This is a genomic window from Bradyrhizobium barranii subsp. apii, assembly GCF_011516635.5.
Taxonomy (GTDB): Bacteria; Pseudomonadota; Alphaproteobacteria; order Rhizobiales; family Xanthobacteraceae; genus Bradyrhizobium; species Bradyrhizobium barranii.
The window spans coordinates 7298557-7321716 of sequence record NZ_CP096255.1 but is presented as its reverse complement, the minus strand read 5'-3'; the positions used below and the strand labels follow the sequence as shown (position 1 = coordinate 7321716).

At 64.2% G+C, this 23160-nt stretch carries 23 protein-coding genes; 15 read left to right on the top strand and 8 right to left on the bottom strand.

What is annotated here, in order from left to right; translation table 11 throughout:
• Nucleotides 1-4: 4 nt before the first annotated feature.
• Nucleotides 5-6298 carry a HAMP domain-containing protein gene (locus HAP41_RS35140; protein WP_166087425.1) on the bottom strand — a complete coding sequence of 2098 codons (6294 nt, stop codon included), beginning with the start codon at nt 6296-6298 and terminating at the stop codon, nt 5-7.
• A gap of 366 nt (nt 6299-6664) precedes the next feature.
• Complete coding sequence (locus tag HAP41_RS35135; RefSeq protein ID WP_166087435.1) at nt 6665-7177, bottom strand: DUF4142 domain-containing protein; 513 nt, start codon at nt 7175-7177, stop codon at nt 6665-6667.
• Between the two features lie 95 nt (nt 7178-7272).
• Here HAP41_RS35135 and HAP41_RS35130 point away from each other — a divergent pair, with 95 nt between their 5' ends.
• The 3 genes from HAP41_RS35130 (at nt 7273) to HAP41_RS35125 (ending at nt 8004) form a co-directional block, all read left to right on the top strand.
• Nucleotides 7273-7467 (top strand): hypothetical protein, encoded by a 195-nt coding sequence (locus tag HAP41_RS35130; protein WP_063984949.1) that lies wholly within the window; start codon nt 7273-7275, stop codon nt 7465-7467.
• Between the two features lie 117 nt (nt 7468-7584).
• Nucleotides 7585-7716, top strand: a complete 132-nt coding sequence (locus tag HAP41_RS50145) for a hypothetical protein (protein ID WP_256376429.1) — start codon at nt 7585-7587, stop codon at nt 7714-7716.
• 81 nt (nt 7717-7797) lie between these two features.
• Nucleotides 7798-8004, top strand: a complete 207-nt coding sequence (locus HAP41_RS35125) for a hypothetical protein (protein ID WP_166087444.1) — start codon at nt 7798-7800, stop codon at nt 8002-8004.
• A gap of 136 nt (nt 8005-8140) precedes the next feature.
• On the opposite strand, the gene HAP41_RS35120 is transcribed toward HAP41_RS35125, so the two are convergent.
• Nucleotides 8141-8401 carry a hypothetical protein gene (locus HAP41_RS35120; protein WP_028148230.1) on the bottom strand — a complete coding sequence of 87 codons (261 nt, stop codon included), beginning with the start codon at nt 8399-8401 and terminating at the stop codon, nt 8141-8143.
• Nucleotides 8402-8578: 177 nt separating this feature from the next.
• Between HAP41_RS35120 and HAP41_RS35115 the strand changes: the two genes are divergently transcribed.
• The 3 genes from HAP41_RS35115 (at nt 8579) to HAP41_RS35105 (ending at nt 9395) form a co-directional block, all read left to right on the top strand.
• Nucleotides 8579-8737 (top strand): hypothetical protein, encoded by a 159-nt coding sequence (locus tag HAP41_RS35115; RefSeq protein WP_166087455.1) that lies wholly within the window; start codon nt 8579-8581, stop codon nt 8735-8737.
• Nucleotides 8721-8912 (top strand): hypothetical protein, encoded by a 192-nt coding sequence (locus HAP41_RS35110; protein ID WP_071916075.1) that lies wholly within the window; start codon nt 8721-8723, stop codon nt 8910-8912. The genes HAP41_RS35115 and HAP41_RS35110 overlap by 17 nt, the downstream gene beginning before the upstream one ends.
• 108 nt (nt 8913-9020) lie before the next feature.
• A complete protein-coding gene (locus HAP41_RS35105) occupies nt 9021-9395 on the top strand; it encodes a PRC-barrel domain-containing protein (RefSeq protein WP_166087466.1) in 375 nt (124 codons plus the stop codon).
• A gap of 96 nt (nt 9396-9491) precedes the next feature.
• Here the strand turns inward: HAP41_RS35105 and HAP41_RS35100 are convergent, their stop codons facing one another.
• A complete protein-coding gene (locus HAP41_RS35100; RefSeq protein ID WP_014497248.1) occupies nt 9492-9956 on the bottom strand; it encodes a winged helix-turn-helix transcriptional regulator in 465 nt (154 codons plus the stop codon).
• Nucleotides 9957-10120: 164 nt separating this feature from the next.
• Between HAP41_RS35100 and HAP41_RS35095 the strand changes: the two genes are divergently transcribed.
• The 5 genes from HAP41_RS35095 to HAP41_RS35075 all read left to right on the top strand — a co-directional run bounded on the left by HAP41_RS35095 (nt 10121) and on the right by HAP41_RS35075 (nt 15268).
• Nucleotides 10121-10858, top strand: a complete 738-nt coding sequence (locus HAP41_RS35095) for an SDR family oxidoreductase (protein WP_063986596.1) — start codon at nt 10121-10123, stop codon at nt 10856-10858.
• 62 nt (nt 10859-10920) lie between these two features.
• Nucleotides 10921-11922, top strand: a complete 1002-nt coding sequence (locus HAP41_RS35090; protein WP_166087484.1) for an NAD(P)H-dependent flavin oxidoreductase — start codon at nt 10921-10923, stop codon at nt 11920-11922.
• A 109-nt stretch (nt 11923-12031) separates the two neighbouring features.
• Nucleotides 12032-12451 carry a hypothetical protein gene (locus HAP41_RS35085; protein ID WP_166087491.1) on the top strand — a complete coding sequence of 140 codons (420 nt, stop codon included), beginning with the start codon at nt 12032-12034 and terminating at the stop codon, nt 12449-12451.
• Nucleotides 12452-12569: 118 nt separating this feature from the next.
• Complete coding sequence (locus HAP41_RS35080; protein WP_166087499.1) at nt 12570-14144, top strand: alkaline phosphatase D family protein; 1575 nt, start codon at nt 12570-12572, stop codon at nt 14142-14144.
• 305 nt (nt 14145-14449) lie between these two features.
• Nucleotides 14450-15268 (top strand): aldo/keto reductase, encoded by an 819-nt coding sequence (locus tag HAP41_RS35075; protein ID WP_166087508.1) that lies wholly within the window; start codon nt 14450-14452, stop codon nt 15266-15268.
• Nucleotides 15269-15499: 231 nt separating this feature from the next.
• Here the strand turns inward: HAP41_RS35075 and HAP41_RS35070 are convergent, their stop codons facing one another.
• Both HAP41_RS35070 and HAP41_RS35065 read right to left on the bottom strand, forming a co-directional pair.
• Entirely contained in the window at nt 15500-15721 is a 222-nt protein-coding gene (locus HAP41_RS35070) for a hypothetical protein (RefSeq protein ID WP_028158085.1), read from the bottom strand.
• 153 nt (nt 15722-15874) lie between these two features.
• Nucleotides 15875-16327, bottom strand: a complete 453-nt coding sequence (locus HAP41_RS35065; RefSeq protein WP_085401302.1) for a hypothetical protein — start codon at nt 16325-16327, stop codon at nt 15875-15877.
• A 156-nt stretch (nt 16328-16483) separates the two neighbouring features.
• On the opposite strand from HAP41_RS35065, the gene HAP41_RS35060 reads away from it, so the two are divergent.
• Nucleotides 16484-16756, top strand: coding sequence for a helix-turn-helix domain-containing protein (locus HAP41_RS35060; protein WP_014497240.1), 273 nt, complete (start codon nt 16484-16486; stop codon nt 16754-16756).
• 8 nt (nt 16757-16764) lie between these two features.
• On the opposite strand, the gene HAP41_RS35055 is transcribed toward HAP41_RS35060, so the two are convergent.
• Together HAP41_RS35055 and HAP41_RS35050 are read right to left on the bottom strand one after the other, a co-directional pair.
• On the bottom strand, nt 16765-17997 hold the full coding sequence (locus HAP41_RS35055; protein WP_166087527.1) for an aminotransferase-like domain-containing protein: 1233 nt from the start codon (nt 17995-17997) through the stop codon (nt 16765-16767).
• A 54-nt stretch (nt 17998-18051) separates the two neighbouring features.
• Entirely contained in the window at nt 18052-18579 is a 528-nt protein-coding gene (locus tag HAP41_RS35050) for a DUF3124 domain-containing protein (RefSeq protein ID WP_166087532.1), read from the bottom strand.
• Between the two features lie 67 nt (nt 18580-18646).
• Between HAP41_RS35050 and HAP41_RS35045 the strand changes: the two genes are divergently transcribed.
• From HAP41_RS35045 to HAP41_RS35035, 3 genes are all read left to right on the top strand, one after another.
• The gene (locus HAP41_RS35045; protein ID WP_166087561.1) at nt 18647-20377 is read left to right on the top strand and encodes a cation:proton antiporter; all 1731 of its coding nucleotides are present in this window, start codon (nt 18647-18649) and stop codon (nt 20375-20377) included.
• A 190-nt stretch (nt 20378-20567) separates the two neighbouring features.
• Nucleotides 20568-21644, top strand: a complete 1077-nt coding sequence (ribB, locus tag HAP41_RS35040; protein WP_063984938.1) for a 3,4-dihydroxy-2-butanone-4-phosphate synthase — start codon at nt 20568-20570, stop codon at nt 21642-21644.
• Nucleotides 21645-21782: 138 nt separating this feature from the next.
• Nucleotides 21783-22997 (top strand): acyl-CoA dehydrogenase, encoded by a 1215-nt coding sequence (locus HAP41_RS35035; protein WP_028148218.1) that lies wholly within the window; start codon nt 21783-21785, stop codon nt 22995-22997.
• The last annotated feature ends 163 nt before the right edge of the window (nt 22998-23160 follow it).

Sequence of the window (23160 nt, the reverse complement as noted above, 5' to 3'; positions counted from 1 at the left end):
AAACTCAGCGGTGCAGCCACATGCGGATTGCAAGCAGCAATTGATCGGTGTTGACGGGTTTGGCGAGGTAGTCGGACGCGCCTGCTTCCAGGCATTTCTCACGGTCGCCCTTCATCGCCTTGGCTGTCAGCGCGATGATCGGAAGGCGGGCGAAGGCCGGATTTTCGCGAATGACGCCGATGGTCTGATAGCCATCCATCTGCGGCATCATGATGTCCATCAGCACGATGGCGATCTCCGGATTGGATCCGACCAGCGTCACCGCCTCGCGGCCGGTCGTGGCCGTCAGCACCTTCATGCCCCGCCGTTCCAAGACGCTCGACAGCGCGAAGATGTTGCGGGCGTCGTCGTCGACGAGCAGGGCGGTCTTGCCGATCAGGTCTTCGTCGGAACTGTTCAGCTTCTCCAGCATGCGCTGCTTCTCGACCGGCAGTTCCGTGATCACGCGATGCAGGAACAAGGCGGTCTCGTCGAGCAGGCGCTCCGGCGATTCCACGCCCTTGACCACGATGCTGCGCGCCATGGTGTGGAGTTCCGCATCTTCCTCCGCCGAGAGCTCGCGGCCGGTGAAGACCACCACCGGAACGTTCGACAGGCTCTCGTCGTTGCGGATCTGGTCCAGCACCTCGAAGCCGCTCATGTCGGGCAGCCGCAGGTCGAGCACCACGCAATCGCAGGGCGCCTCGCGCAGCGTCGAGAGCGCGCCTGCGCCGGTATCCGTCGTCACGATCTCGATGTCGTCGTGATGCAGCAGCTCGCGGATCGAGAGCTGCTCGGCCTCGTTGTCCTCGACGATCAGGAGCCGCTTGCGCCGCGGCCGTGCATATTCCTTGATCTGCGTCAGCGCGGCTGAGACGCCCTCGGTCGTGGTCGGCTTGTTGACGAAGGAGAAGGCGCCGCGGGCCAGCGCATGTTGCCGGTCCTCGTCGAGCGTGATGATCTGCACGGGGATGTGGCGGGTCAGCGGATTGTGCTTGAGCTGGCTCAGCACCGTCCAGCCCAGCATATCAGGCAGGAACACGTCGAGCGAAACGGCCCGCGGCTGGTACTGCTTCGCAAGCTCTAGCGCCTCCGCGCCGCGCGCGGCGACCAGAACCTTGAAGCCCTTGTCGCGGGCGAGATCGACCAGCACGCGCGCATAATGCGGATCGTCCTCGACGATGAGCAGGATGGTGTCACCGGGCTCGAGATTGAGCCGGTCGTCGGCAATCTGCTCGATGACGCGCTGCTGTTCGGGTGCAGCCGCTTGCAACGCCGGTGGCTGACTGTACTGCTGCGGTGCGGGCGCACGCGGCGCGAGCGTCGGGCCGGAATATTTCAGCGGCAGATAGAGCGTGAAGGACGAGCCCTTGCCGGGCGCGCTGCGCAGATGGATCTCGCCGCCGAGCAGGCTCGCGAGCTCGCGGCTGATCGCAAGTCCGAGGCCGGTGCCGCCATATTTGCGGCTGGTGCCGGCGTCCGCCTGCTGGAACGCCTCGAAGATCAGCTTCTGCTTCTCCAGGGGAATGCCGATGCCGGTGTCCGTCACTTCGAACGCGATCACCGCCGGCGCGGAGTTCAGCACCGGATGATCCGTGCCCCAGCCGCCGACCGCGGCGACGACCTTCAGGCGCACCTCGCCTTCGGCGGTGAATTTGAAGGCGTTGGAAAGCAGGTTCTTGAGGACCTGCTGCAGGCGTTTGGAGTCGGTGACGATGCTGCGGGCCAGGTTCGGGTCGACGTCGATCTTGAACGACAGGTTGCGGTTTTCCGCCTCGTGCCGGAACGGCCGCCCGACGGTCTCGAGCAGGTTCGCAGTCAGAATCTCCTCGGCGTCGACCGTCACTGTGCCGGATTCGATCTTGGAGAGATCCAGGATGTCGCTGATGAGGTTGAGCAGGTCGGTGCCGGCGCCATGGATGGTGCGGGCGAACTCGACCTGCTTGGCCGAGAGGTTGCCATCCGGATTGTCGGTGAGCTGCTGTCCCAGGATCAGGATCGAGTTCAGCGGTGTGCGCAGCTCGTGGCTCATATTGGCGAGGAATTCGGACTTGTACTTCGAGGTCAGCGCGAGCTCGGTCGCCTTTTCCTCCAGTGCGCGGCGGGCCTGCTCGATTTCCTGGTTCTTGCGCTCGACCTCGACGTTGCGCTCGGCGAGCTGCTGCGCCTTCTGCTCGAGCTGGTCGTTGGTCTGCTGCAATTCGCGCTGCTGGGTCTGAAGCTCGCCGGCGAGCTGCTGCGACTGCTTGAGCAGGCCCTCGGTCTGCATCGTCGCCTCGATCGAGTTGAGCACGATGCCGATGGAGTCGGTAAGCTGCTCGAGGAATGTCATCTGCGAGGTCGTGAACGAGGTCAGCGAGGCGAGCTCGATCACCGCCTTGACCTGGCCTTCGAACAGCACCGGCAGCACGACGAGGTTCTTTGGCGCGACGCGGAACAGCGCCGAGTTGATCGGCACCACGTCGGGTGGAATGTCGGCGATGACGCGCGGCCGTCTGTCGAGGGCGCATTGGCCGATCAGGCCGTCGCCGAGCGGGAGCACGCGCTGATAGGGATAGACGCCGTCGCCGGCATAGGAGGCGAGCAGCAGGAGCCGCGGACTATCCTCGTTCTCTACCTGGTAGATCACGCCGGTATGGGCGTTCACCAGGGGCGACAATTCGGTCAGCAGCAGCCGGCCGACCGTGGTGAGATCGCGCTGGCCCTGGAGCATGTTGGTGAATTTGGCGAGGTTGGTCTTCAGCCAGTCCTGCTCGGTGTTCACGTCCGTCGTGAGACGGAGGTTCGTGATCATGGTGTTGATGTTGTCTTTCAGCTCGGCGACTTCGCCGCGGGCGTCGACCTGGATCGACCGTGTCAGGTCGCCCTTGGTCACGGCGGTCGCGACTTCCGCGATCGCGCGCACCTGCGAGGTGAGGTTGGCCGCGAGCAGGTTGACGTTGCCGGTGAGGTCCTTCCAGGTGCCGGCGGCACCGGGCACGTCGGCCTGGCCGCCGAGCCGTCCCTCGACGCCGACCTCGCGCGCAACCGACGTCACCTGGTCGGCGAAGGTCGCGAGCGTCTCGGTCATGTTGTTGATGGTGTCGGCGAGCGCCGCGACCTCGCCCTTGGATTTCACGGTGAGATTTTGTTTCAAATCACCGTTCGCAACCGCGGTCACCACCTTGACGATGCCGCGGACCTGCTCGGTCAGGTTCGCCGCCATGAAGTTGACGGTGTCGGTGAGGTCCTTCCAGGTGCCGGCCACACCGGGCACCTGGGCCTGGCCGCCGAGTTCGCCTTCAGTGCCGACTTCACGCGCGACGCGGGTGACTTCGCCGGCAAACGCGTTGAGCTGGTCCACCATGGTGTTGATGGTGTTCTTCAGCTCGAGGATCTCGCCTTTCACGTCCACGGTAATCTTGCGGGACAAGTCGCCGCGCGCGACCGCGGTCGTGACTTCGGCGATGTTGCGGACCTGCGTCGTGAGGTTCGCGGCCAGCAAATTGACGTTGTCGGTGAGATCCTTCCAGGTACCGCCGACGCCGGGCACGACGGCCTGACCGCCGAGCCGGCCCTCGGTGCCGACCTCGCGCGCGACGCGGGTCACTTCGGCGGCGAAGGAGCGGAGCTGCTCCACCATCGTGTTCAGGGTGTCCTTGAGCAGCAAGATCTCGCCGCGCACGTCCACCGTGATCTTCTTCGACAGGTCGCCGCCGGCGATCGCGGTCGCGACCTCGGCGATGTTGCGGACCTGGGCCGTCAGGTTGGAGGCCATGAAGTTGACGTTGTCAGTGAGGTCCTTCCAGGTGCCGGCGACGCCGGACACCTCGGCCTGACCGCCGAGCTTGCCTTCGGTGCCGACCTCGCGGGCCACGCGCGTGACCTCGCCGGCGAAGGCGTTGAGCTGATCGACCATGGTGTTGATGGTGTTCTTGAGCTCGAGAATTTCGCCCTTCACGTCCACGGTGATCTTGCGGGACAAGTCGCCGCGCGCCACGGCGGTGGTGACTTCGGCGATGTTGCGGACCTGGGCGGTGAGGTTGCCCGCCATCGAGTTCACGCTGTCGGTCAAATCCTTCCAGGTGCCGGCGACGCCGGGCACGTTGGCCTGGCCGCCGAGGCGGCCTTCGGTGCCGACCTCGCGCGCCACGCGCGTCACCTCGCCCGCGAAGCGGTTGAGCTGGTCGACCATCGTGTTCAGCGTGTCCTTGAGCTGAAGGATCTCGCCGCGGACGTCCACCGTGATCTTGCGTGACAGATCACCGCCGGCGATGGCGGTCGCGACCTCGGCGATGTTACGAACCTGCGCGGTGAGGTTGCCCGCCATCGAGTTCACGGAGTCGGTCAAGTCCTTCCAGGTGCCGGCAACGCCGGGCACGTCGGCCTGGCCGCCGAGCTTGCCGTCGGTGCCGACCTCGCGCGCCACGCGCGTGACTTCGCCGGCGAAGGCGTTGAGCTGGTCTACCATGGTGTTGAGCGTTTCCTTCAATTGAAGGATTTCGCCCGACACGATCACGGTGATCTTCTTGGACAGGTCGCCCTTGGCGACCGCGGTTGCGACTTCGGCGATGTTGCGGACCTGGCCGGTGAGGTTCGAGGCCATCGAGTTGACGGAATCGGTCAGGTCTTTCCAGGTGCCGCCGACGCCGCGCACGACGGCCTGACCGCCGAGCTTGCCTTCGGTGCCGACCTCGCGCGCGACGCGCGTGACTTCGCCGGCGAAGGCGTTGAGCTGGTCCACCATGGTGTTGATGGTGTCCTTCAGCTCCAGAATTTCGCCGCGCGTGTCCACGGTGATCTTCTTCGACAAGTCGCCGCCGGCGACTGCCGTCGTCACCTCGGCGATGTTGCGGACCTGTGCGGTCAGGTTCGACGCCATCGAGTTGACGCTTTCCGTCAGGTCCTTCCAGGTGCCGGCGACGCCGAGCACGTTGGCCTGGCCGCCGAGCCGTCCCTCGGTGCCGACCTCGCGCGCGACGCGCGTGACTTCGCCGGCGAAGGCATTGAGCTGGTCCACGCAGGTGTTGAGCGTTTCCTTCAGCTGAAGGATCTCGCCCGAGACGTTCACCGTGATCTTCTTCGACAGGTCGCCGCCTGCGATCGCGGTCGCGACGTCGGCGATGTTGCGGACCTGCGCGGTCAGGTTCGACGCCATGAAGTTGACGTTGTCGGTGAGGTCCTTCCAGGTGCCGGCGACACCGGGCACCTGGGCCTGGCCGCCGAGCTTGCCTTCGGTGCCGACCTCGCGCGCCACGCGGGTCACTTCCGAGGCGAAAGAGTTGAGCTGGTCCACCATGGTGTTGATGGTGTCCTTCAGCTCCAGGATCTCGCCGCGCACGTCCACCGTGATCTTTCGCGACAGGTCGCCGCGCGCCACGGCGGTCGTCACGTTGGCGATGTTGCGGACCTGGGCGGTGAGGTTGCCGCACATCGCGTTCACGGAGTCGGTCAGGTCCTTCCAGGTGCCGGCGACGCCGGGCACGATCGCCTGGCCGCCGAGCTTGCCGTCGGTGCCGACCTCGCGCGCCACGCGCGTCACTTCGGAGGCGAAGGAGCGGAGCTGGTCCACCATCGTGTTGATGGCTTCCTTGAGCTGAAGGATCTCGCCGCGCACGTCGACGGTGATCTTCTTGGACAAGTCGCCGTTGGCGACAGCGATCGTGACCTCGGCGATGTTGCGAACCTGGTTGGTCAGGTTGTTCGCCATCGAGTTGACGCTCTCGGTCAGATCCTTCCAGACGCCGGTCACCTCAGGCACCTGGGCCTGGCCGCCGAGCTTGCCTTCGGTGCCGACCTCGCGCGCCACGCGCGTCACCTCGGAGGTGAACACGCCGAGCTGCTTGATCATGGTGTTGACGATGGTCGCCGACTGCAGGAATTCGCCGCGCAGCGGGCGGCCGTCGACGTCCAGCTTGACGGTCTGGAGCAGATCGCCTTGCGCCACCGCGGCGACCGCGCGCGTCACTTCGCGCGTCGGCCACAGGAGGTCGTCGATCAGCGTGTTGACGGAGCCTTCCATGTCGGCCCAGGAGCCGCTGGCGAGGCCGAACTTCACGCGCTGGCGGGTCTTGCCCTCGCGCCCCACGACCTGACCGACCAGCTCGAGCTGCTGCGCCATGCGCTGGTTGGCAGCGATGATTTCATTAAAAGTGTCGGCGATCTTGCCGTCGATGCCGAGATAGTCCCCGCTCATCCGCACCGAAAAATCGCCGCTGCGCATGGCCTGCAAGGCGAGCAGCAATTCCGGCCGCGAATCCGGGTCCGACATACCGTTGGTTTTTGGCTTTGGGACGCGACGACCGGAGCGTGATGCAGTTCCGGGATCGAGGTCGCTCATACTGATTCCCCTGCGGCGTCGGCCGAATCCAAGGCGTGACGCAGTTGTCAAAATAGAGCGTCAGCCAAATTCGAATCAAGCGCCAACGTTGCGGCGCTTGGAATTGGAACCTGCCGTGCTCAGCCCGGCCGAAATAACGGTGAGGAGTGACGATGGTTCCATCCCGTTCAGGAAAAAGCCGGCCGGCCACTGCACCAGAGCTCCGAGCCGTCCTAGGCGAGGGGGCTGGCGCGCCCAGCGGGCGCGGGGCTGTGACTGGCGACCCTGCCGCAAGCTCCGCCACGTCACGCGCTGATTCGCTGACCACGGGGACCGCGACCAGCGGCCAGAGAGCCAGCAGCATCATCCGGAAGACAAATAGGGCTGCTATTTGTCCGCCATGGTGCGCTCCGCATCTTTCACCTGCGTACGCAGCATCGGCAATTGCTCGCGCGCGAAGGCGGTGAGCGCAGGATTGTCGGGCGCTTTCAGATAGCGCTCGAGCAGGCTGATGACGGATTCGTATTCGGGGATTTGCGCGGCATAGAAGCTTCTGACGTAAGTTGGTCCATCCGCATTTTCGGGCTCGACGAGGCTTGCGCTCACTGACGTCGTCTTGCCAGCGTGCGGCTCGGCACCGATCGCGTCCTGAATCTGCTTCAGGGTCTTGTCGCGCTTGCCTGCCTCCTCGGCGCGCAGGGCCGCGAGATTTTTCACCTCCGCATTGCCTTTCAGGTCGGTGCTCTCCAGCAAGCCCTGCTGGAAACGGCTGAACGTGTAGAGGCCGGTGATGACATCGGTTGCGGTCGGCACGTGGTCGCCGGCCGTTCGCTCGCCGATATTGTCGGCGAACGCCGAGGTGCTGACGAAGGCCAGAAATATCGCGACGAGTATCCTCATGCATCTCCAATGACCGATGGCGTGCGAAGTTCCCCTCGCGTTACGATCCGGTAAGGGCGATTGCGGAGCGAGAGTTCCGTTCCCACATCTTCTCTATGAAACAGTCTGACATCTTCAGGGATAACGCCGACAACTGCCTTCAACTCGCCGAGCGCGCGGAAGGGCAGCCCACGCACAAGCGTTATTTGCGCATGGCGGATGCCTGGACGGCATTGGCGAACGAGCAGGACTGGCTGGACGGTGAAATCCCGCCCGTAAAGGTCCGCGTCCTTCGAACGCAGGATGCGTAAGCGCTCTCATCTTTGTGAATCTGCATGTGAGACTGCTCACGGAATGCAAGCAACCAATCCAGGATCATCCACGAACGGTCGATCGCGTTGATTTTGATTCCAGAAGGAGGTTTTGCGATGGCTCCACGTCTGGCTCTTCTTTCGCTCATTCTCGCCTTTGGCGTCTCGGTCGCGTTCGCGACGGTGACGACTGTGCGGCAGGTGCATCTGGAGAATGCATCGGCGGCGATCCACGCCACGCATAGTTAGCGCTGCGGGCCTCGCGCGCTGGAACATTCGTTGTGCCGGCGCGTAAGCGCTTCAGGACATCTGGAGAAGCGAGAGGACATCATGGCGCATTCCGACCACGGCATCGTCAAGGACAAGCGGGCGGAAGATCAACCGCGCGACAAGCAGCGCGCGCAAGCCGTGCACAAGACGGATTCGAAGGACTCGCCGTCACGCGAAGCGACGCGCGATCCCAAGCTCAACGAAAACACCAAGACACCCGGCTCCGGCGTGATGCCGGACGATTCCGGCGACGCGCCAACCGGCTAGTTCTCGCGAGGAACGAATCCTTTCGCGACGAGTCGACGGATTGCTTCCGGCTGTCATGCCCCCGGTGCGCCGGAAGCAATCTCCAAGGACGGCCCTGGCACCCCACTGTGCCGGGGTCGTTTTGCTTGGGGGAGACTCAATCCTCGGTGTCGCCCTCGGGCTTCGCGGGCGCGTGTCCTTCGGGACCGCGACCAAAGACACCAAACTCGCTTGATTTGATGCCTGCTGACGGGTCGATGCTCGTCTCGATGCCCGCGGCTGCGAGCCCGAATTTGAGGAGCTCGCGGACCGCCGCAGCGCGTGTCGGCATGCGGTGCTTGAATCGGAAATCATCGACGGCGGCCAGCTCTTCCGGTGAGAGCATGACCTGGAGGCGCTCGGCGCGAAGGTCATTCATGGTCGATCACGCAAAGTGAGTAAGTTGAGTAGTTTGCTCAACGAACGAGTTTGGCGCGAGTTCCACAAGAGTCGGAAAAATCGCCAGATGAGTAAAAATATTCAGTAAAATCAATAAGTTAGTATTGAAACAACTCTGGCAGTGGCGCATTCTTTCAGAAGAGAGGGAGAACAGGCCATGGCGGAGGAAGTCAGGTTACCCCGCAAGCTTTCCGAAGAGCCCGAGCCGCCCAAGCCGGTGCGTCCGAGCCATCAGAAGGTCATCGAGCAAGTCGAGCGCTGGGCCAACAGCTCGGGGCTGCAACCACCGAGGACGGAAGATGCGAAGACGATCTGAGCCCCACACGTTCGAACAACGTCTCAAGGCAGAGCAGCTGCGGCTCGAGCACGAACTGTCGGGCTTGCCGGATGGACAGCAGCGCGATTCTGTTATGGCGCGCATCGATCAGCTTCAGACAGCTGCCGCGATGCATGATTTCCTGATGCTACCGGAGGCCGCGGCCGCTCGCTGATCGCCCCTGGCGACCGTGCTCCGTGTCTGACGCGACCACCAGAACATGCGCCGGAACGTTCGCTCGCCGACCCGGTTGGTCCACACGTTGGCCGAGTGGAGAATTGGAATGCTGAAACAAGGCGAGTTGGACCGCAGCGAGATGGGCAGGTTGATCGGCAGCGACAAGGTCGAGGGAACATCGGTCTATGGCGCCGATCGCAACAAGATCGGTTCGATCGAACGCGTGATGATCGACAAGGTCAGCGGAAAGGTCTCCTACGTCGTGCTCGGCTTCGGCGGTTTCCTGGGCCTCGGCAACGACCACTATCCGCTGCCTTGGCAGTCGCTGAAATACGATACGGAGCTCGGCGGCTATGTCACCGGGATTACCGCCAAGACGCTCGAAGGCGCGCCGAAATACGACGAACGAAGCGACTGGAACTGGGGTGACGACGCGGCAGTCCGCGGCATCAACTCGTATTACGGCGTTCCCTTCGCGTAGGCTCCCATGGAAAGCGAGCTCCCATGAGCAAGGAACGGCCCACCGACTGGATGCCCCGGTCGAGCCGGGGCACGACACCTTTTGCTTGGCGCCACTCTACCCCACCGCTTCCTTCCGCCCCGGCCCCGCATGCACATGCACCTGTTTCGCATGCAGCGGCTCACCGCATTCCGAGCAGACCATCACGGGGTCGAACTCCTTGCCGCAAGTCTTGTGCTGGTGCAGCAGCGGGCGGCCGCGCTCGTCGCCCATGTGGGTGTCGCCCCAATGCACCATCGCCATGATGATCGGGTAGAGGTCGAGGCCCTTCTGCGTCAGGATGTATTCGTAGCGCTTGGGCGCCTCGGAATAGGGGACGCGGCGCAGGATGCCGAACCGCACCAGCTTCTTCAGACGCTCCGAGAGCAGGTGCCGCGTGATCTGGAGCGAGGACTGAAACGCCTCGAACCGGCGCACGCGTAAAAAACATTCGCGCAGGATCAGCAGCGTCCAGCGGTCGCCGACCACGGCGACGGTGCGGGAGAGCGAGCAGGGCTCTTCATCCAGCGTGTCCCACTTCATGTAGCGATCTCCGCAAAGGGTAGTAAGTCAGAAAAAGGAACTGACTTGAATGATCAGCGCTATTTTCGCTGCAGGTTACCATTCACCCCCGTAGTTTGACAGTTCTATTTTAGAACTATAGCCTCCGGCCCAATCACATACCGTTCTCACCGGAGGAGGTGACCTTGCCCAAGCGAAACGCGACAGCCGCCGTGATCGGGGCCGGCGATTTCATCGGCTCCGAGATCGCCAAGAAATTTTCCGCGGAAGGTTTCACGGTCTTCGCTGGCCGCCGCAACGGCGACAAGCTGGCGCCGCTGGTGAAGGACATCGAGGCCGCCGGCGGCGAGATTCACGCGCGCTCGCTCGATGCACGCAAAGAGGAGGAGGTCATCTCCTTCCTCAATGACGCCGACCAGCACGCGCCGCTCGAAGTCTGCATCTTCAACGTCGGCGCCAACGTCAATTTCCCGATCCTCGACACCACCGAGCGCGTGTTCCGGAAAGTGTGGGAGATGGCCTGCTATTCCGGCTTCCTCGCCGGCCGCGAAGCGGCACGGCTGATGCTGCCGCGTGGTGGCGGCAACATCTTCTTCACCGGCGCGACGGCGAGCCTGCGCGGCGGCAGCGGCTTTGCTGCCTTTGCCAGCGCAAAATTCGGACTGCGCGCGGTGGCGCAGGCGATGGCGCGCGAGCTCGGGCCGAACAACATCCACGTCGCCCATCTCATCATCGATTCCGGCGTCGACACCGAGTGGGTGCGGCAGCGCCGGCTCGAAGCGCTCGGGGCGAATGCGCTTGATAATCCCGATCTGCTGATGCCGCCGTCATCTGTCGCGGATGCCTATTGGCAGCTCTATCAGCAGCCGAAGAGCGCCTGGACCTTCGAGATGGAGATCCGTCCCTTCGGAGAGAAATGGTGACCGCGGAGCAAGACTGCGGCTAGACTGATCTCAATACAAACTGAAATCCGGGAGGCCCCTACGTGAAGACCGCGATCACCGAACTGTTCGGCATCGAGCACCCGATCATCCAGGGTGGAATGCATTTCGTCGGCTTTGCCGAACTCGCCGCTGCCGTCTCCAATGCCGGCGGGCTCGGCATCATCACGGGCCTCACGCAGAAGACGCCGGAATTGCTCGCGAAGGAAATCGCGCGCTGCCGCGACATGACGGACAAGCCGTTCGGCGTGAACCTCACCTTCCTGCCGACCTTCTCGGCGCCGCCTTATCCGGAGTACATCGCGGCCATCGTCGAAGGTGGCATCAAGGCGGTGGAGACGGCGGGGCGCAGTCCAGAGCAATACATGCCTGCGCTGAAGGCCGCCGGCATCAAGGTGATCCACAAATGCACGTCCGTGCGCCACTCCCTGAAGGCCGAGCGCATCGGCTGCGACGCCGTCAGCGTCGACGGCTTTGAGTGCGGCGGCCATCCCGGCGAGGACGACATTCCCAACATGATCCTGCTGCCGCGCGCGGCGGAGGAACTGAAGATTCCGTTCGTGGCCTCCGGCGGCATGGCTGACGGGCGCAGCCTCGTCGCGGCGCTGTCGCTGGGCGCGGCCGGCATGAACATGGGCACGCGCTTCATCGCCACCAAGGAAGCACCGGTGCATCAGAACGTGAAGAACGCGCTTGTTGCGGCAACCGAGCTCGACACCCGCCTGATCATGCGTGCTCTGCGCAACACCGAGCGCGTGCTGAAGAACGCCAACGTCGATCGTCTGCTCGAGATCGAGCGCGAGAAGGGCGCCAAGCTGAGCATCGACGATATCCACGACCAGGTCGCGGGCGTCTATCCGAAGATCATGCTGGACGGCCAGATGGACGCGGGTGCCTGGAGCTGCGGCATGGTCGCAGGGCTGATCCACGACATCCCCTCCTGCAAGGAACTCGTCGATCGCATCATGGATGAGGCGGAAGAGATCATCCGCTGCCGCCTGATGGGGTTCCTGGACGGGACGGGTGCCGCGCGAAAGGTCGCCTGACACCGCCAAACTTCTTAACCACGGCGGCACTTGGCCGCTGGAATTGCGCGTGACGCCTCCTAAATAGGAGTAAATTACCCCTTGAAATAAGCAATTTCAGGAGGCGTCCGTGGTCCTGAAGAGCGTTCCATTTGCAGTTGCCGTTGCCCTCGTGCTCGCATGGGGCGGCATTGCGCGCGCTGACGACTACAAGCCTGACGAATATCTCGGTCTCGATCTCTCCAAGGCGGTGCTGTCTCCGAAGCGGCTCGGGCCCGAGACGCAGTTCGCCCCGGTTGCGTTGGAGGCGAAGGGAGGCAACGAGGCGCAGGCGCGGGCCGAACCCATCGACGTGCCGAAGAAAGTTGCCGCCCGGCGCGTGCACGTGGCCGAACCGAAGGTTGCTCATGCCAAGAGCGTCCAGCCACGCGGCGCAGCGCGCACCAAGCTTGCACATCGTCACGGCAATCCGCTGGACGCGCAGGCGATGGACACCCGCATCCAGACCTGGCCGTGCCGCACCGGCGGCATTTGCAACTGGAAGCACTAGCCGGATCTCTCGCGTCATCCGGGCGTCGTAAAACCGTAGGCGCGGAGTCAAGAAACCGTCAGGATAGGAGTCAAGGAGCGCAGGCACCTTCCGTCGTGATTCGACGAAGGTTTCCTGAATGGCAACGCTCCGCGCCTCGCGCGCATGGACCCGGCGGCAGTTCCTGGTCCGCTCGACTTCAAGCCTCGCCGTTGCCGCGCTCGGCACAGTCGCAAAGCCATCCGTCAGCCGCGCCGCCGATCGCCCGCAAATCGCAGGCGGCATTCAGTCCGGCGATGTCTCGGATGGCTCCGCCGTGATCTGGGCGCGCGCAGACCGGCCCGCGCGGATGCAGGTGGAATGCGCGACCGTCGAGAGCTTCAAGACGATCATAGCGTCAGCTTCGCGCGACGCGCTGCCCGATGCCGACTTCACCGCAAAACTGCTGTTGAACGATCTGCCGTCCGGGCAGGACATGTTCTATCGCGTGCGTTTCCACGACATCGCCACCGGCATTGCCGGCGAAAGTCGCGTCGGCCGTTTCCGCACCGCGCCGGCCGCGGGGCAGTCGATCTCGTTCGTGTGGTCGGGCGACGTCGCGGGGCAGGGCTGGGGCATCGACATCTCGCGCGGCGGCTATCGCAGCTATCGCACCATGTTGGAGAACCGCCCGGACTTCTTCATCCACTCCGGCGATCACATCTACGCCGACTGCACGATTCCTTCTGAGCAGAAGCTGCCGAACGGCGAGACCTGGCGCAATCTGGTGACCGAGGACAAAGCCGAGGCCGCGCACACGCTGGCGCAATTCCGCGGCAACTACAAATACAACCATCTCGATGAGCATTTTCGCGCCTTCCACGCGGAGGTGCCGATGTTCGCACAGTGGGACGACCACGAGGTCACCAACGACTGGTCGCCGACCGGCAGCTATGACGCCGCCGGCTATGAGGACGACGGCACGCCGCGCCTGGTCGCGCGCGCCCGCCGTGCCTTCTTCGATTTCATGCCGATCCGCGACATCGGCACGCGACAGGGCCGGGTCTATCGCAAGATCGCTTACGGTCCGCTGCTCGACGTCTTCATGATCGACATGCGCAGCTACCGTGACGACAGCTGGAACAAGGGCGAGGACCATCGCGGCTGGATCCTCGGTGCCGAGCAGCTCGCATGGCTGAAGCGGGAGCTCGCCGCGTCGCGTGCGACCTGGAAGGTGATCGCGGCCGACCTGCCGATCGGCCTCGTCAGTCTCGATGCCGTCGCGCTCGGCAACGGAGCACCCGATCGGCGTGAGCACGAAATCGCCGATCTCCTCAGCTCCATCAAGCGCGCCGGCATCCGCAACATCGTCTGGCTCACCGCCGACATGCACTACACCGCCGCGCATTATTACGATCCGAACAGGGCGCAATTCCAGGATTTTGAGCCGTTCTGGGAGTTCGTCTCCGGACCCCTCCATGCCGGCACCTGGGGGCCGGGCGAGCTCGACAATACGTTTGGCCCGGTCGCGATGTACCAGAACGGCTGCAGCGAGGCGCAGGGGGAGAATCTCGCGCCGTGCTTCGGCCTGCAGTTCTTCGGCAGGGTCGATATCGACGGTGCGAGCGGCGTGATGACCGTGACCCTGAAAGACGTCGACAACCGCGACCTCTGGTCGGTCGACATCGTGCCGCAGCCGCAGGCGCGCCCGGCCGTGGTCGCGCAGCATTCGTGAGTGGGCAACTCTCTCCGTTGTCATGGCCGGGCTTGACCCGGCCATCCACGCCTTGCTGCTCGGCCCTGAGAACGTCGATGCCCGGGCATAGGCGAGCGGAAGCGACGCCGTCCTTCGGACGGCTATGCCCGGGCATGACGATGGGGGACGGATCGCGCATCCCAGCACTAACCCGATCTTGATTGGCCGCCTCGCGTCTCCTGCGCTATAGTCTCTATTCCCGCCACCTCTTTTCCATCACCGAAGAGTCTGCCCTTGCGGCCCCACCGCGTGTTCGGCGGCTGAAATATGTCAGGAGTTGACCCATGGATCATCTGAAGACACAGGGCATCAGCATGCCCAAGCTCGGCCTTGGCACCTTCCGCATGCAGGGCGATGCCTGCCGCGCGGCGGTCGAGAGCGCGCTGTCGCTCGGCTACCGCCACATCGACACCGCCGAGATGTACGCCAATGAAGAGCCGATCGGTGCCGCGCTCGCCGCGGCCCGGCTGCCGCGCGGCGAGCTGCATGTCACGACCAAGGTCTGGCACGAGAATCTCAGCCCCGATGCGATCCGCCGCGCCTTCGACGCCAGTCTGACCAAGCTCCGGCTCGACCACGTCGATCTCTACCTCGTGCACTGGCCGTCGAAATCCGCGAACTGGGGCGCGGTGTTCGAGACCCTGATGAAGCTGAAGGAGGAGGGGCGTACGCGAGCGATCGGCGTTGCCAATTTCACCACCGCGCTGCTCAAGATCGCGGTCGAGGACATCAAGGCGCCGATCGCCTGCAACCAGATCGAATATCACGCCATGCTCGATCAATCGAAGGTGCTGGCCTATCTCAACGCCAAATCGATCCCGCTGGTCGCCTATTGCCCGCTGGCGCAAGGACGCATCGCGTCAGATCCGGCGCTGGCCGAGATCGGCGCCAGGCACAACGCGACCGCCGCGCAGGTCGCGCTCAAGTGGCTGCTCGACCAGAACGGTGTCGCTGCGATCCCGAAGGCCTCGCGCCGCGAAAGCCAGCAGGCCAATCTCGATGCGCTGAAGATCACGCTCGACGATGCCGACCGCAAGAAGATCGCGGCGTTGCCCAAGGACGGGCGTTGCGTCAATCCAGGCTTTGCGCCGGTGTGGGATTAAAACTCGACGCTGAACGCACCGCCCTTACCCTCTCCCCTTGCGGGAGAGGGTGGCTCGCCGCGCAGCGGCGAGACGGGCGAGGGGTCTCCATCCGCGAGTCCAATTCTCATTGAATGCGCTGAAGCAACCCCTCATCCGGCGCTTCGCGCCACCTTCTCCCACAAGGGGGGAAGGAAGAAAGAGCGCAAAGAAATGGCCCCGCGAGGGGCCATTTCCATGATGTGCTACGCATCAATCCCAATGGTGATGGTGACCGCGCTTGACCACGACGACCCGGTCGCGATGGTGCCAGCCGCGATGCCAGCCGTGGTCGCGATGCTCGCGCATTTCGGCGCGGGCGCCGTAGCCATGATGGTAGCCGTTCTTGATCACCACCGTTTCGGCATTCGCCATCGTCGGTGCAACGATCGCGAGCGCGCCGAGAGCCGCAACCACATAACCAAGCTTCTTCAAGATGTCCTCCTCCAATGCAATGCACATGAGAACGGCGCATGTGTGCGAACGTTCCGGAGGAACTGGAAGAGAATTCTGAATGGATGTTCAGACAGAGCACGATTCGGAAAAGTGCGAAGCGGCTCTCCGAGCGATCATGCTCAAACGTGATGCTCAATCGCAGCGTTGCTGTGAAGGTGTCGGCGCGCCTGTCGCGACGTATTTGCCGTCCCTGATCGTGTACACACCGCGCTCGCTGCGATTGTAGATCGCGCGCAGGCTGCCATCCTTCGCCAGCAGCAGCCCGAATTCACGCGCCTGGTGCAGCGAGGGGAAGTAAACCATCACATTGAGCAGGCCCTCGGCTTCGACCGTGGCGGACACCACTTCGTTCTCGTCCCTGGCCTCGCCGAAATCGCGCCGGTACATCACCCGGCCGTCCTTCCTGATCTCGTAAGTCAACAGCGAGCCCTTGTCGCGGTCCGGCCGGGCCGCGCAATCGACTGCCCACGAGCCCAGCAGGCCCCATTGCTCGACCGTCGCCGCAAGCGTCTCGGCGCCGGCCGCTGGCGTGAACGCAATCCACAGCATCGCCGCCGCGATCCAGCAGCCTAGACAACGCGTCATGTCCTGAAAAACCCCGCCTCGAACAAATCCAAGTGTAGCATCCCGCGCGCGATCGTCCACGCGAGCTGGCAATCGCGCGCGAATTTGATCCGCGTCAATGAGGCCGGTCGTATCAAGGGTAGGATGGCGCTCCCGAAGGCGAAGTTGGTGAGACCGATGCTGAATCAAGTCGTGGATTTCGCGGGCGAGGTACTGCCGGGGAGCTGTGCCGTGCCGCCTTATTCCGAGACCGCGTTCCTGGCCGAGCTGGGCGAGCGCTTGAGGTCCTCGCGGGCGCGGTGCGAGCTGTCGCGCCGGGAGCTGGCACGCCGCTCCGGGATTTCCGAGCGCTACATCGCCCAGATCGAGGCCGGCAAGGGCAACGTCTCGATCGTGCTGCTGCTGCGGCTGGCCTCCGCGATCCACGGCAGCCAGCCTCAGGTGGCCTAGAGCGAGCCTTAGGCCCGCTTCTCCACGTTGGCGCTGCGGGCCGGTACGCCGAACTCCTTGCGGCAGACCTCGGCCAGCACGGCGACGCCCTCACGGATCTGCTGATGCGAGGGGCTCGCAAAGCACAGCCTGAGCCGCGAGCTGGAATGGGGCTTGTTGGTCGACCATTCCGGGCCCGGATTGATCGACACGCCGGCGGCGAGCGCGGCCTGATAGAGTTTCAGCGTATCGACCTGGTCGGGCAGCTTCACCCACAGGAAGATGCCGCCCTTGGGCTCCTCGAACTCGGCCGCCGTCCCGAACTGCTCGTTCAGCGCCTCCATCAGCGTATCGAGCTTGGTGCGCAGCGCCTTCGTCAGCGCCGGCACGTGGGTTGAGAAATGCGGCTTGCAATAGGCGGCCAGCACCATCTGCTCCAGCGCGCCGGAGCCTGCATCCGTCTTCAGCGCCAGCATCCGCGACATCACATCCCAGGGCGCGACGATGAAGCCGACGCGCAGCGCCGGTGCGATCGATTTCGAGAACGAGCCGATATGGATCACGCCGCCGTTCGGGCTCATCGCGTGGATCGCCTGCGGTCGCTGCCCCGACCAGACGAGGTCGGCATAGCAATCGTCCTCGAAGATGGGCACGCCATATTCGGCCGCGAGCCGCACCAGTTCGGTGCGGCGGCTCTCCGGCATGATGCTGCCGGTCGGGTTCTGCACGGTCGGGATAGTGTAGATGTATTTCGGCCGGATGCCGCGGCCCTTGAGATCCGCCAGCGTCGAGGCCAGCACATCCATACGCATGCCGTCCTTGTCGAGGGGGATGCCGACGACGTTGACCCCGAGCCGCGCCAAGCGGGTCAACGAGCCCTGATAGCTGTCCTGCTCGAAGATCACGGTATCGCCGCGCGTCAGCAGCGTCGCGTTGACGAGGTCGAGTGCCTGGAGCGAGCCGGAGACGATCAGGAGATCGTCGACAGTGCAGTTGATGCCGGCGTCGCGCTTCAGTTTTGTCACCAGGAATTTGCGCAAGGGCAGGTAGCCCTGCGGCCCGTGCGCCAGCCCGTAAGTGGCAAGCGAGCGACCTTCCTTTTGCAGGGCGGAATTGGTCGCCTCGATCAGGCCTTCGAGCGGCAACTGCTCGGAGTCGTTGTTGCCGCCGACGAAACTGTACTTGGCGAGGCCCGTCCAGCGCGCGGAAGGGGCCGGCAGCCCTGCGGGAAACAGGGGCGCGAAATCGAAGCTGGACGTCATGGGAGCGTTCCTCGTTTTGTTCTTGTTGAGCGGCCGGCCTTGCGCGGGCCTGCCTTACTTCTTGCCGGCCGTCCTCGTCGGACGACCTTGGCTGATGAAAGCGTAATGCGCATTGGCGACGCCGCCAACCATCAAGGCTTCGACCACGGGCTCGGCGATCTCGCCTGTTGCGGCCCAGTCGACGAGGAAGTTGGCCCCGGTCCCGCCGCGCACGTCGTCGGTCGGAATGAAGATCGAGACGGTGGCCAGAGGCTTCAGCGCCACCTGACCCTTCAGGTAGGTCTCGACCTGCTTGCCTGCGGTGTCGAAATAGGCGATGCGTTTGACCACCAGCGGCTGGGTCTCGGAGGCGTTGTGAACGCTCAGCGTCACCGAGAAGTCGACACGTAGTTTGCCCTGGCTCATCGCGACGCTGGAATAGGCGGGCACATAGAACCCGCCGGAGACGGCGAGTTCCTCCTTCGGCAGTGTGGTGAGCGAATCGGCAAAGTTTTGTTCGATATTGACCTTGGATTGCGCGGCTGCGGGCGCGGCAGAGGCGACGGGACATAGCAGCATTGCTGCGAAAAGCCCTGCTCGCATGTGACGAATTGCTCGCTTGCCGCGCCGCAACCCGGCTCTAGGGTGCGGCAAAACGGACCAATTTGGTATGCACGAACTCATTCGCGACATCACTCTCTGTATTCTGTTTGCCTGGATGCTGGGCCTGCTCGCCCATTTCTCGCGGCAGCCGCTGATCCTGGCCTACCTTATCGCCGGCTTCTGCATAGGTCCATTCGGTGCCGGCTGGGTCAAATCGCAGGAATCGATCAGCGTCATTTCCGAGCTCGGCCTGATCTTCATGCTGTTCATGATCGGGCTCGAGATCGACCTGAAGAAGATCGTGCGGGCGGGAAAGGTGATCCTGTTCGCGGCGGGCGGCCAGCTCATCGGCGGCTGCCTGCTCGGGGTGCTGTTCTTCGTCGGCATCGGCTTGTCGCTCGGCGGTGGGCATTTCGATGCGGTCTATCTCTGTGTCGCCTGCGCGCTGTCGAGCACCGTGATCATCGTCAAGGTGCTCTACGAGAAACGCGAGCTCGACACGCTGCCCGGCCGCATCACGCTCGGTGTGCTGGTGCTCCAGGACATCTTCGCCATCCTGTTCCTGGCGGTGCAGCCGAGCCTCGCCAATCTCGAGATCAGCGTCATCCTGCTGTCGATCGGCCGTGTCGCGGTGCTGGTCGCTGCCGCACTGCTGGTCAGCCGCTATGTGCTGCCGCGCCTATTCCATCAGATTGCCCGTCGCCCCGAGTTGATCCTGCTTGGCGCGCTCGCCTGGTGTTTCCTCGTCGCCGAGACCGCGGAGCGGCTCTCACTGTCTCGCGAGATGGGTGCGCTGATCGCCGGCGTCTCGCTGTCGACCTTCCCTTACGCCCTCGACGTCACCGCCAAGGTCACCACGCTCCGCGACTTCTTCATCACGCTGTTCTTTGTCGCGCTCGGCATGACCATTCCCGTGCCGGGCCTCTCCGTGATCGGGCTTGCCTTGATGATCGCGGCGTTCACGGTGGTGAGCCGCCTCGTCACCACCTTCGCCCCGCTCTACCTGATGAAGCAGGGCCTGCGCGCCAGCCTGTTGCCGGCCCTTAACCTCGCGCAGATCTCCGAGTTCTCGCTGGTGGTGATCCAGACCGGCGTCGCCGACCATCATATCGCGGCCGAAACGGCGAATGCGGCCTCCTTTGCCTTCGTGGTGCTGGCGGTGCTCTCGACCTTCGTGATGACCCGCAGCGACGAGATCACCCGCTGGGCGATCGGCCCTCTGAAGCGGATCGGCCTGCGCGACCTCGACCATGGCAACGGCCACGCCGAGGAGGGGCACGAGGGCGGCCATGGCGAGGCCCGCCGCATCGTCATCCTCGGCTTTTTCCGTGCGGCGAGCGCGCTGCTGGCCGAGATCGAACGACAGGCGCCGGTGCTGCTCGAGCAGATCACCGTGATCGACTTCAATCCCAATGTGTACAAGACGCTGCTGTCGCGCGGCCTGCACGTGATCTATGGTGACATCAGCAGCGCCGACACGCTGCTCCATGCCGGCGTCGGCAAGTCCGAGATGATCATCCTCAGCGTGCCGGACGCCCTTCTCAAGGGCGCCAGCAACGAGAAGCTGGTCCGCCACGTCCGCACCCTCAACCCGACCGCCATGATCGTGGCCACGGCCGATCTCCTATCGGATGTGGGCGAGCTCTACGCGGCCGGCGCCAGCTACGTCACCGTGACCCGGCTCAGCGACGCTCATGAGCTGTTTACCGTGATCGAAGCCGCCCAGGCCGGGCTGCTGCCCGACAAGCGGGCCGAACTCGATGTCCGGCTCGGCGAGCGGCGCGAAGTGCTGCCCTGAAGGCGGCGCGGCCGCTTTCCGTCCGGGCCGCGTGCGCCTATATCCTTGGTATCTTCGGTGCAAGCCTCAGACCCGCGGGCCGGCCCGCCATCAGGCATATGCGGTTGCGTCCAGGACACTAGCGCTTGGGGCCAAGTCCGGCTAAGGCGTCCGGCTAAGCCTCCCGGCCATAACCGATAGAGATTGGGAAATGCCCGATAACGTTCAGGAAGTCTTGCAGGCCTTTGCCCGGGGTGAGCTCGTGGTCGTCACCGACGACGAGGACCGCGAGGGCGAGGGCGATCTGATCGTCGCCGCCTCGCTCTGTACCGCCGAGAAGATGGCGTTCATCATCCGCCATACCTCCGGCATCGTCTGCGCGCCCGTGACCACCGAGGACGCGCGCCGCCTCCGGCTCGATCCGATGGTGGCCCACAACGATTCCGCGCACACCACCGCATTCACGGTCTCGATCGACTACAAGCCCGACGGCGGCACGGGCATCTCGGCCGAAGAACGCGCCTCGTGCTGCCGCGCGCTGTCCAATCCCAATGTCGGCGCCAACGATTTCGCCCGTCCGGGCCACATCTTCCCGCTGATTGCCAAGGACGGCGGCGTGCTCTTGCGCTCCGGCCATACCGAGGCCGCGGTCGACCTGTGCAAGCTCTCCGGCCTGCCGCCGGTCGGCGTCATCAGCGAGTTGATGAACGACGACGGCAGCGTGATGAAGGGCGAGCAGGTTGCGCAGTTCGCCGCCAGGCACAAGCTCAAGCACGTCACCATCGCCGACATGATCGCCTATCGCCAGGTGCGCGAGAAGCTGATCGAGCGGGTCTCGACCTTCGTCACTGACAGCCCGATCGGGCCGCTTCAGGGCTATGCCTACCGCTCGCCGTTCGATTCCATCGCCCACGTCGCGTTCGTCTATAACGGCGTCGGCGACGGCAAGAACGTGCTGACGCGCTTCCACAAGCCCAACATCGTCAAGGACATCTTCACCGGCCACAAGCGCATGGCGGCGGTGCTCGAGCACTTCAAGAAGTCCGGCCGTGGCGTCTTGGTTTACCTGCGTGACGGCGCCGCCGGTGTCCCCGTTGCTCCGCTGCCCGATGAGAGCGCGAGCGAGGCGGACCGCAACCGCCAGTGGCGCGAGGTCGGTGTCGGCGCGCAGATCCTGCGCGATCTCGGCGTCACCTCGATCCGCCACCTCACCTCATCGGTGCACGACTACAAGGGCCTGTCAGGCTTCGGCATCGAGATCGTCGCCAACGAGCAGCTTGAAAGCTAGCGCTGTCATTCCGGGGGCGCGCGCTGCGCATCCCCGGGGTCCACGCAGAGCCATCCATCTGCAACGCAATTGCACTTGTTGCCGCGGCGCTTTACTTTGTCGGGCAAATTTTGACGGAACCAGACGAAAGGACGTTTCATGAGCGTGCGCCCTCAGACCAAGGACAAGCCGGCTGCGGCTTCTTTCCAATGGGACGATCCGTTCCTGCTCGACGAGCAGCTCACCGAAGACGAGCGCATGGTGCGCGACACCGCGCGCGCCTATGCCCAGGACAAGCTGCTGCCGCGCGTCACCAAGGCCTATCTCGAGGAGAAGACCGACCGCGAGATCTTCAACGAGATGGGCGAGCTCGGCCTGATCGGCATTACGCTGCCTGAGGAATATGGCTGTGCCAATGCGAGCTACGTCGCCTACGGCCTCGTCGCGCGCGAGATCGAGCGGGTCGATTCCGGCTATCGCTCGATGAATTCGGTGCAGTCCTCGCTGGTGATGTACCCGATCTACGCCTATGGCGACGAGAACCAGCGCAAGAAGTACCTGCCGAAGCTCGCCAGCGGCGAATGGGTCGGCTGCTTCGGTCTCACCGAGCCCGACGCCGGCTCCGATCCGGCCGGCATGAAGACCCGCGCCGAGAAGGTCTCGGACGGCTATCGCCTGACCGGCAGCAAGATGTGGATCTCGAACGCGCCGATCGCCGACGTGTTCGTGGTCTGGGCCAAGTCGGCCGAGCACGACAACCAGATCCGCGGCTTCGTGCTGGAAAAGGGCATGAAGGGCCTCTCCGCGCCGAAGATCGGCGGCAAGCTGTCCCTGCGCGCCTCGATCACCGGTGAGGTCGTGATGGATGGCGTCGTGGTTCCCGAGGACGCGCTGCTGCCCAACGTGTCCGGCCTCAAGGGCCCGTTCGGCTGCCTCAACCGCGCCCGCTACGGTATCTCCTGGGGTGCGCTCGGCGCCGCCGAGGACTGTATGCACCGCGCCCGCCAGTACACGCTCGATCGCAAGCAGTTCGGCAAGCCGCTCGCCGCGACCCAGCTCGTGCAGAAGAAGCTGGCGGACATGGAAACCGAGATCGCGCTGGGCCTCCAGGGTTCGCTTCGCGTCGGCCGTCTGATGGACGAGGGCAAGTTTGCCCCCGAGATGATCTCGATCATGAAGCGCAACAATTGCGGCAAGGCCCTCGATATCGCCCGCGTCGCGCGAGACATGCACGGCGGCAACGGCATCTCGGCCGAGTACCACGTGATGCGCCACGTCCATAACCTCGAGACCGTCAACACCTACGAGGGGACTCACGACGTCCACGCCCTGATCCTGGGACGTGCGATCACGGGCATCCAGGCGTTTTTCTAGTCGCAGCGTTCTTCGGCCGCGGCTAGTTTGCTCCGCTGTCATCGCCCGCCCTGTGCGCAATTGCGCACTAGAGCGGACGATCCAGTATCCCAGAGACCTCGCCTTCGCCTCAGGCGCCGCGGCGTACTGGATACCCCGCTTTCGCGGGGTATGACGAAGAGTG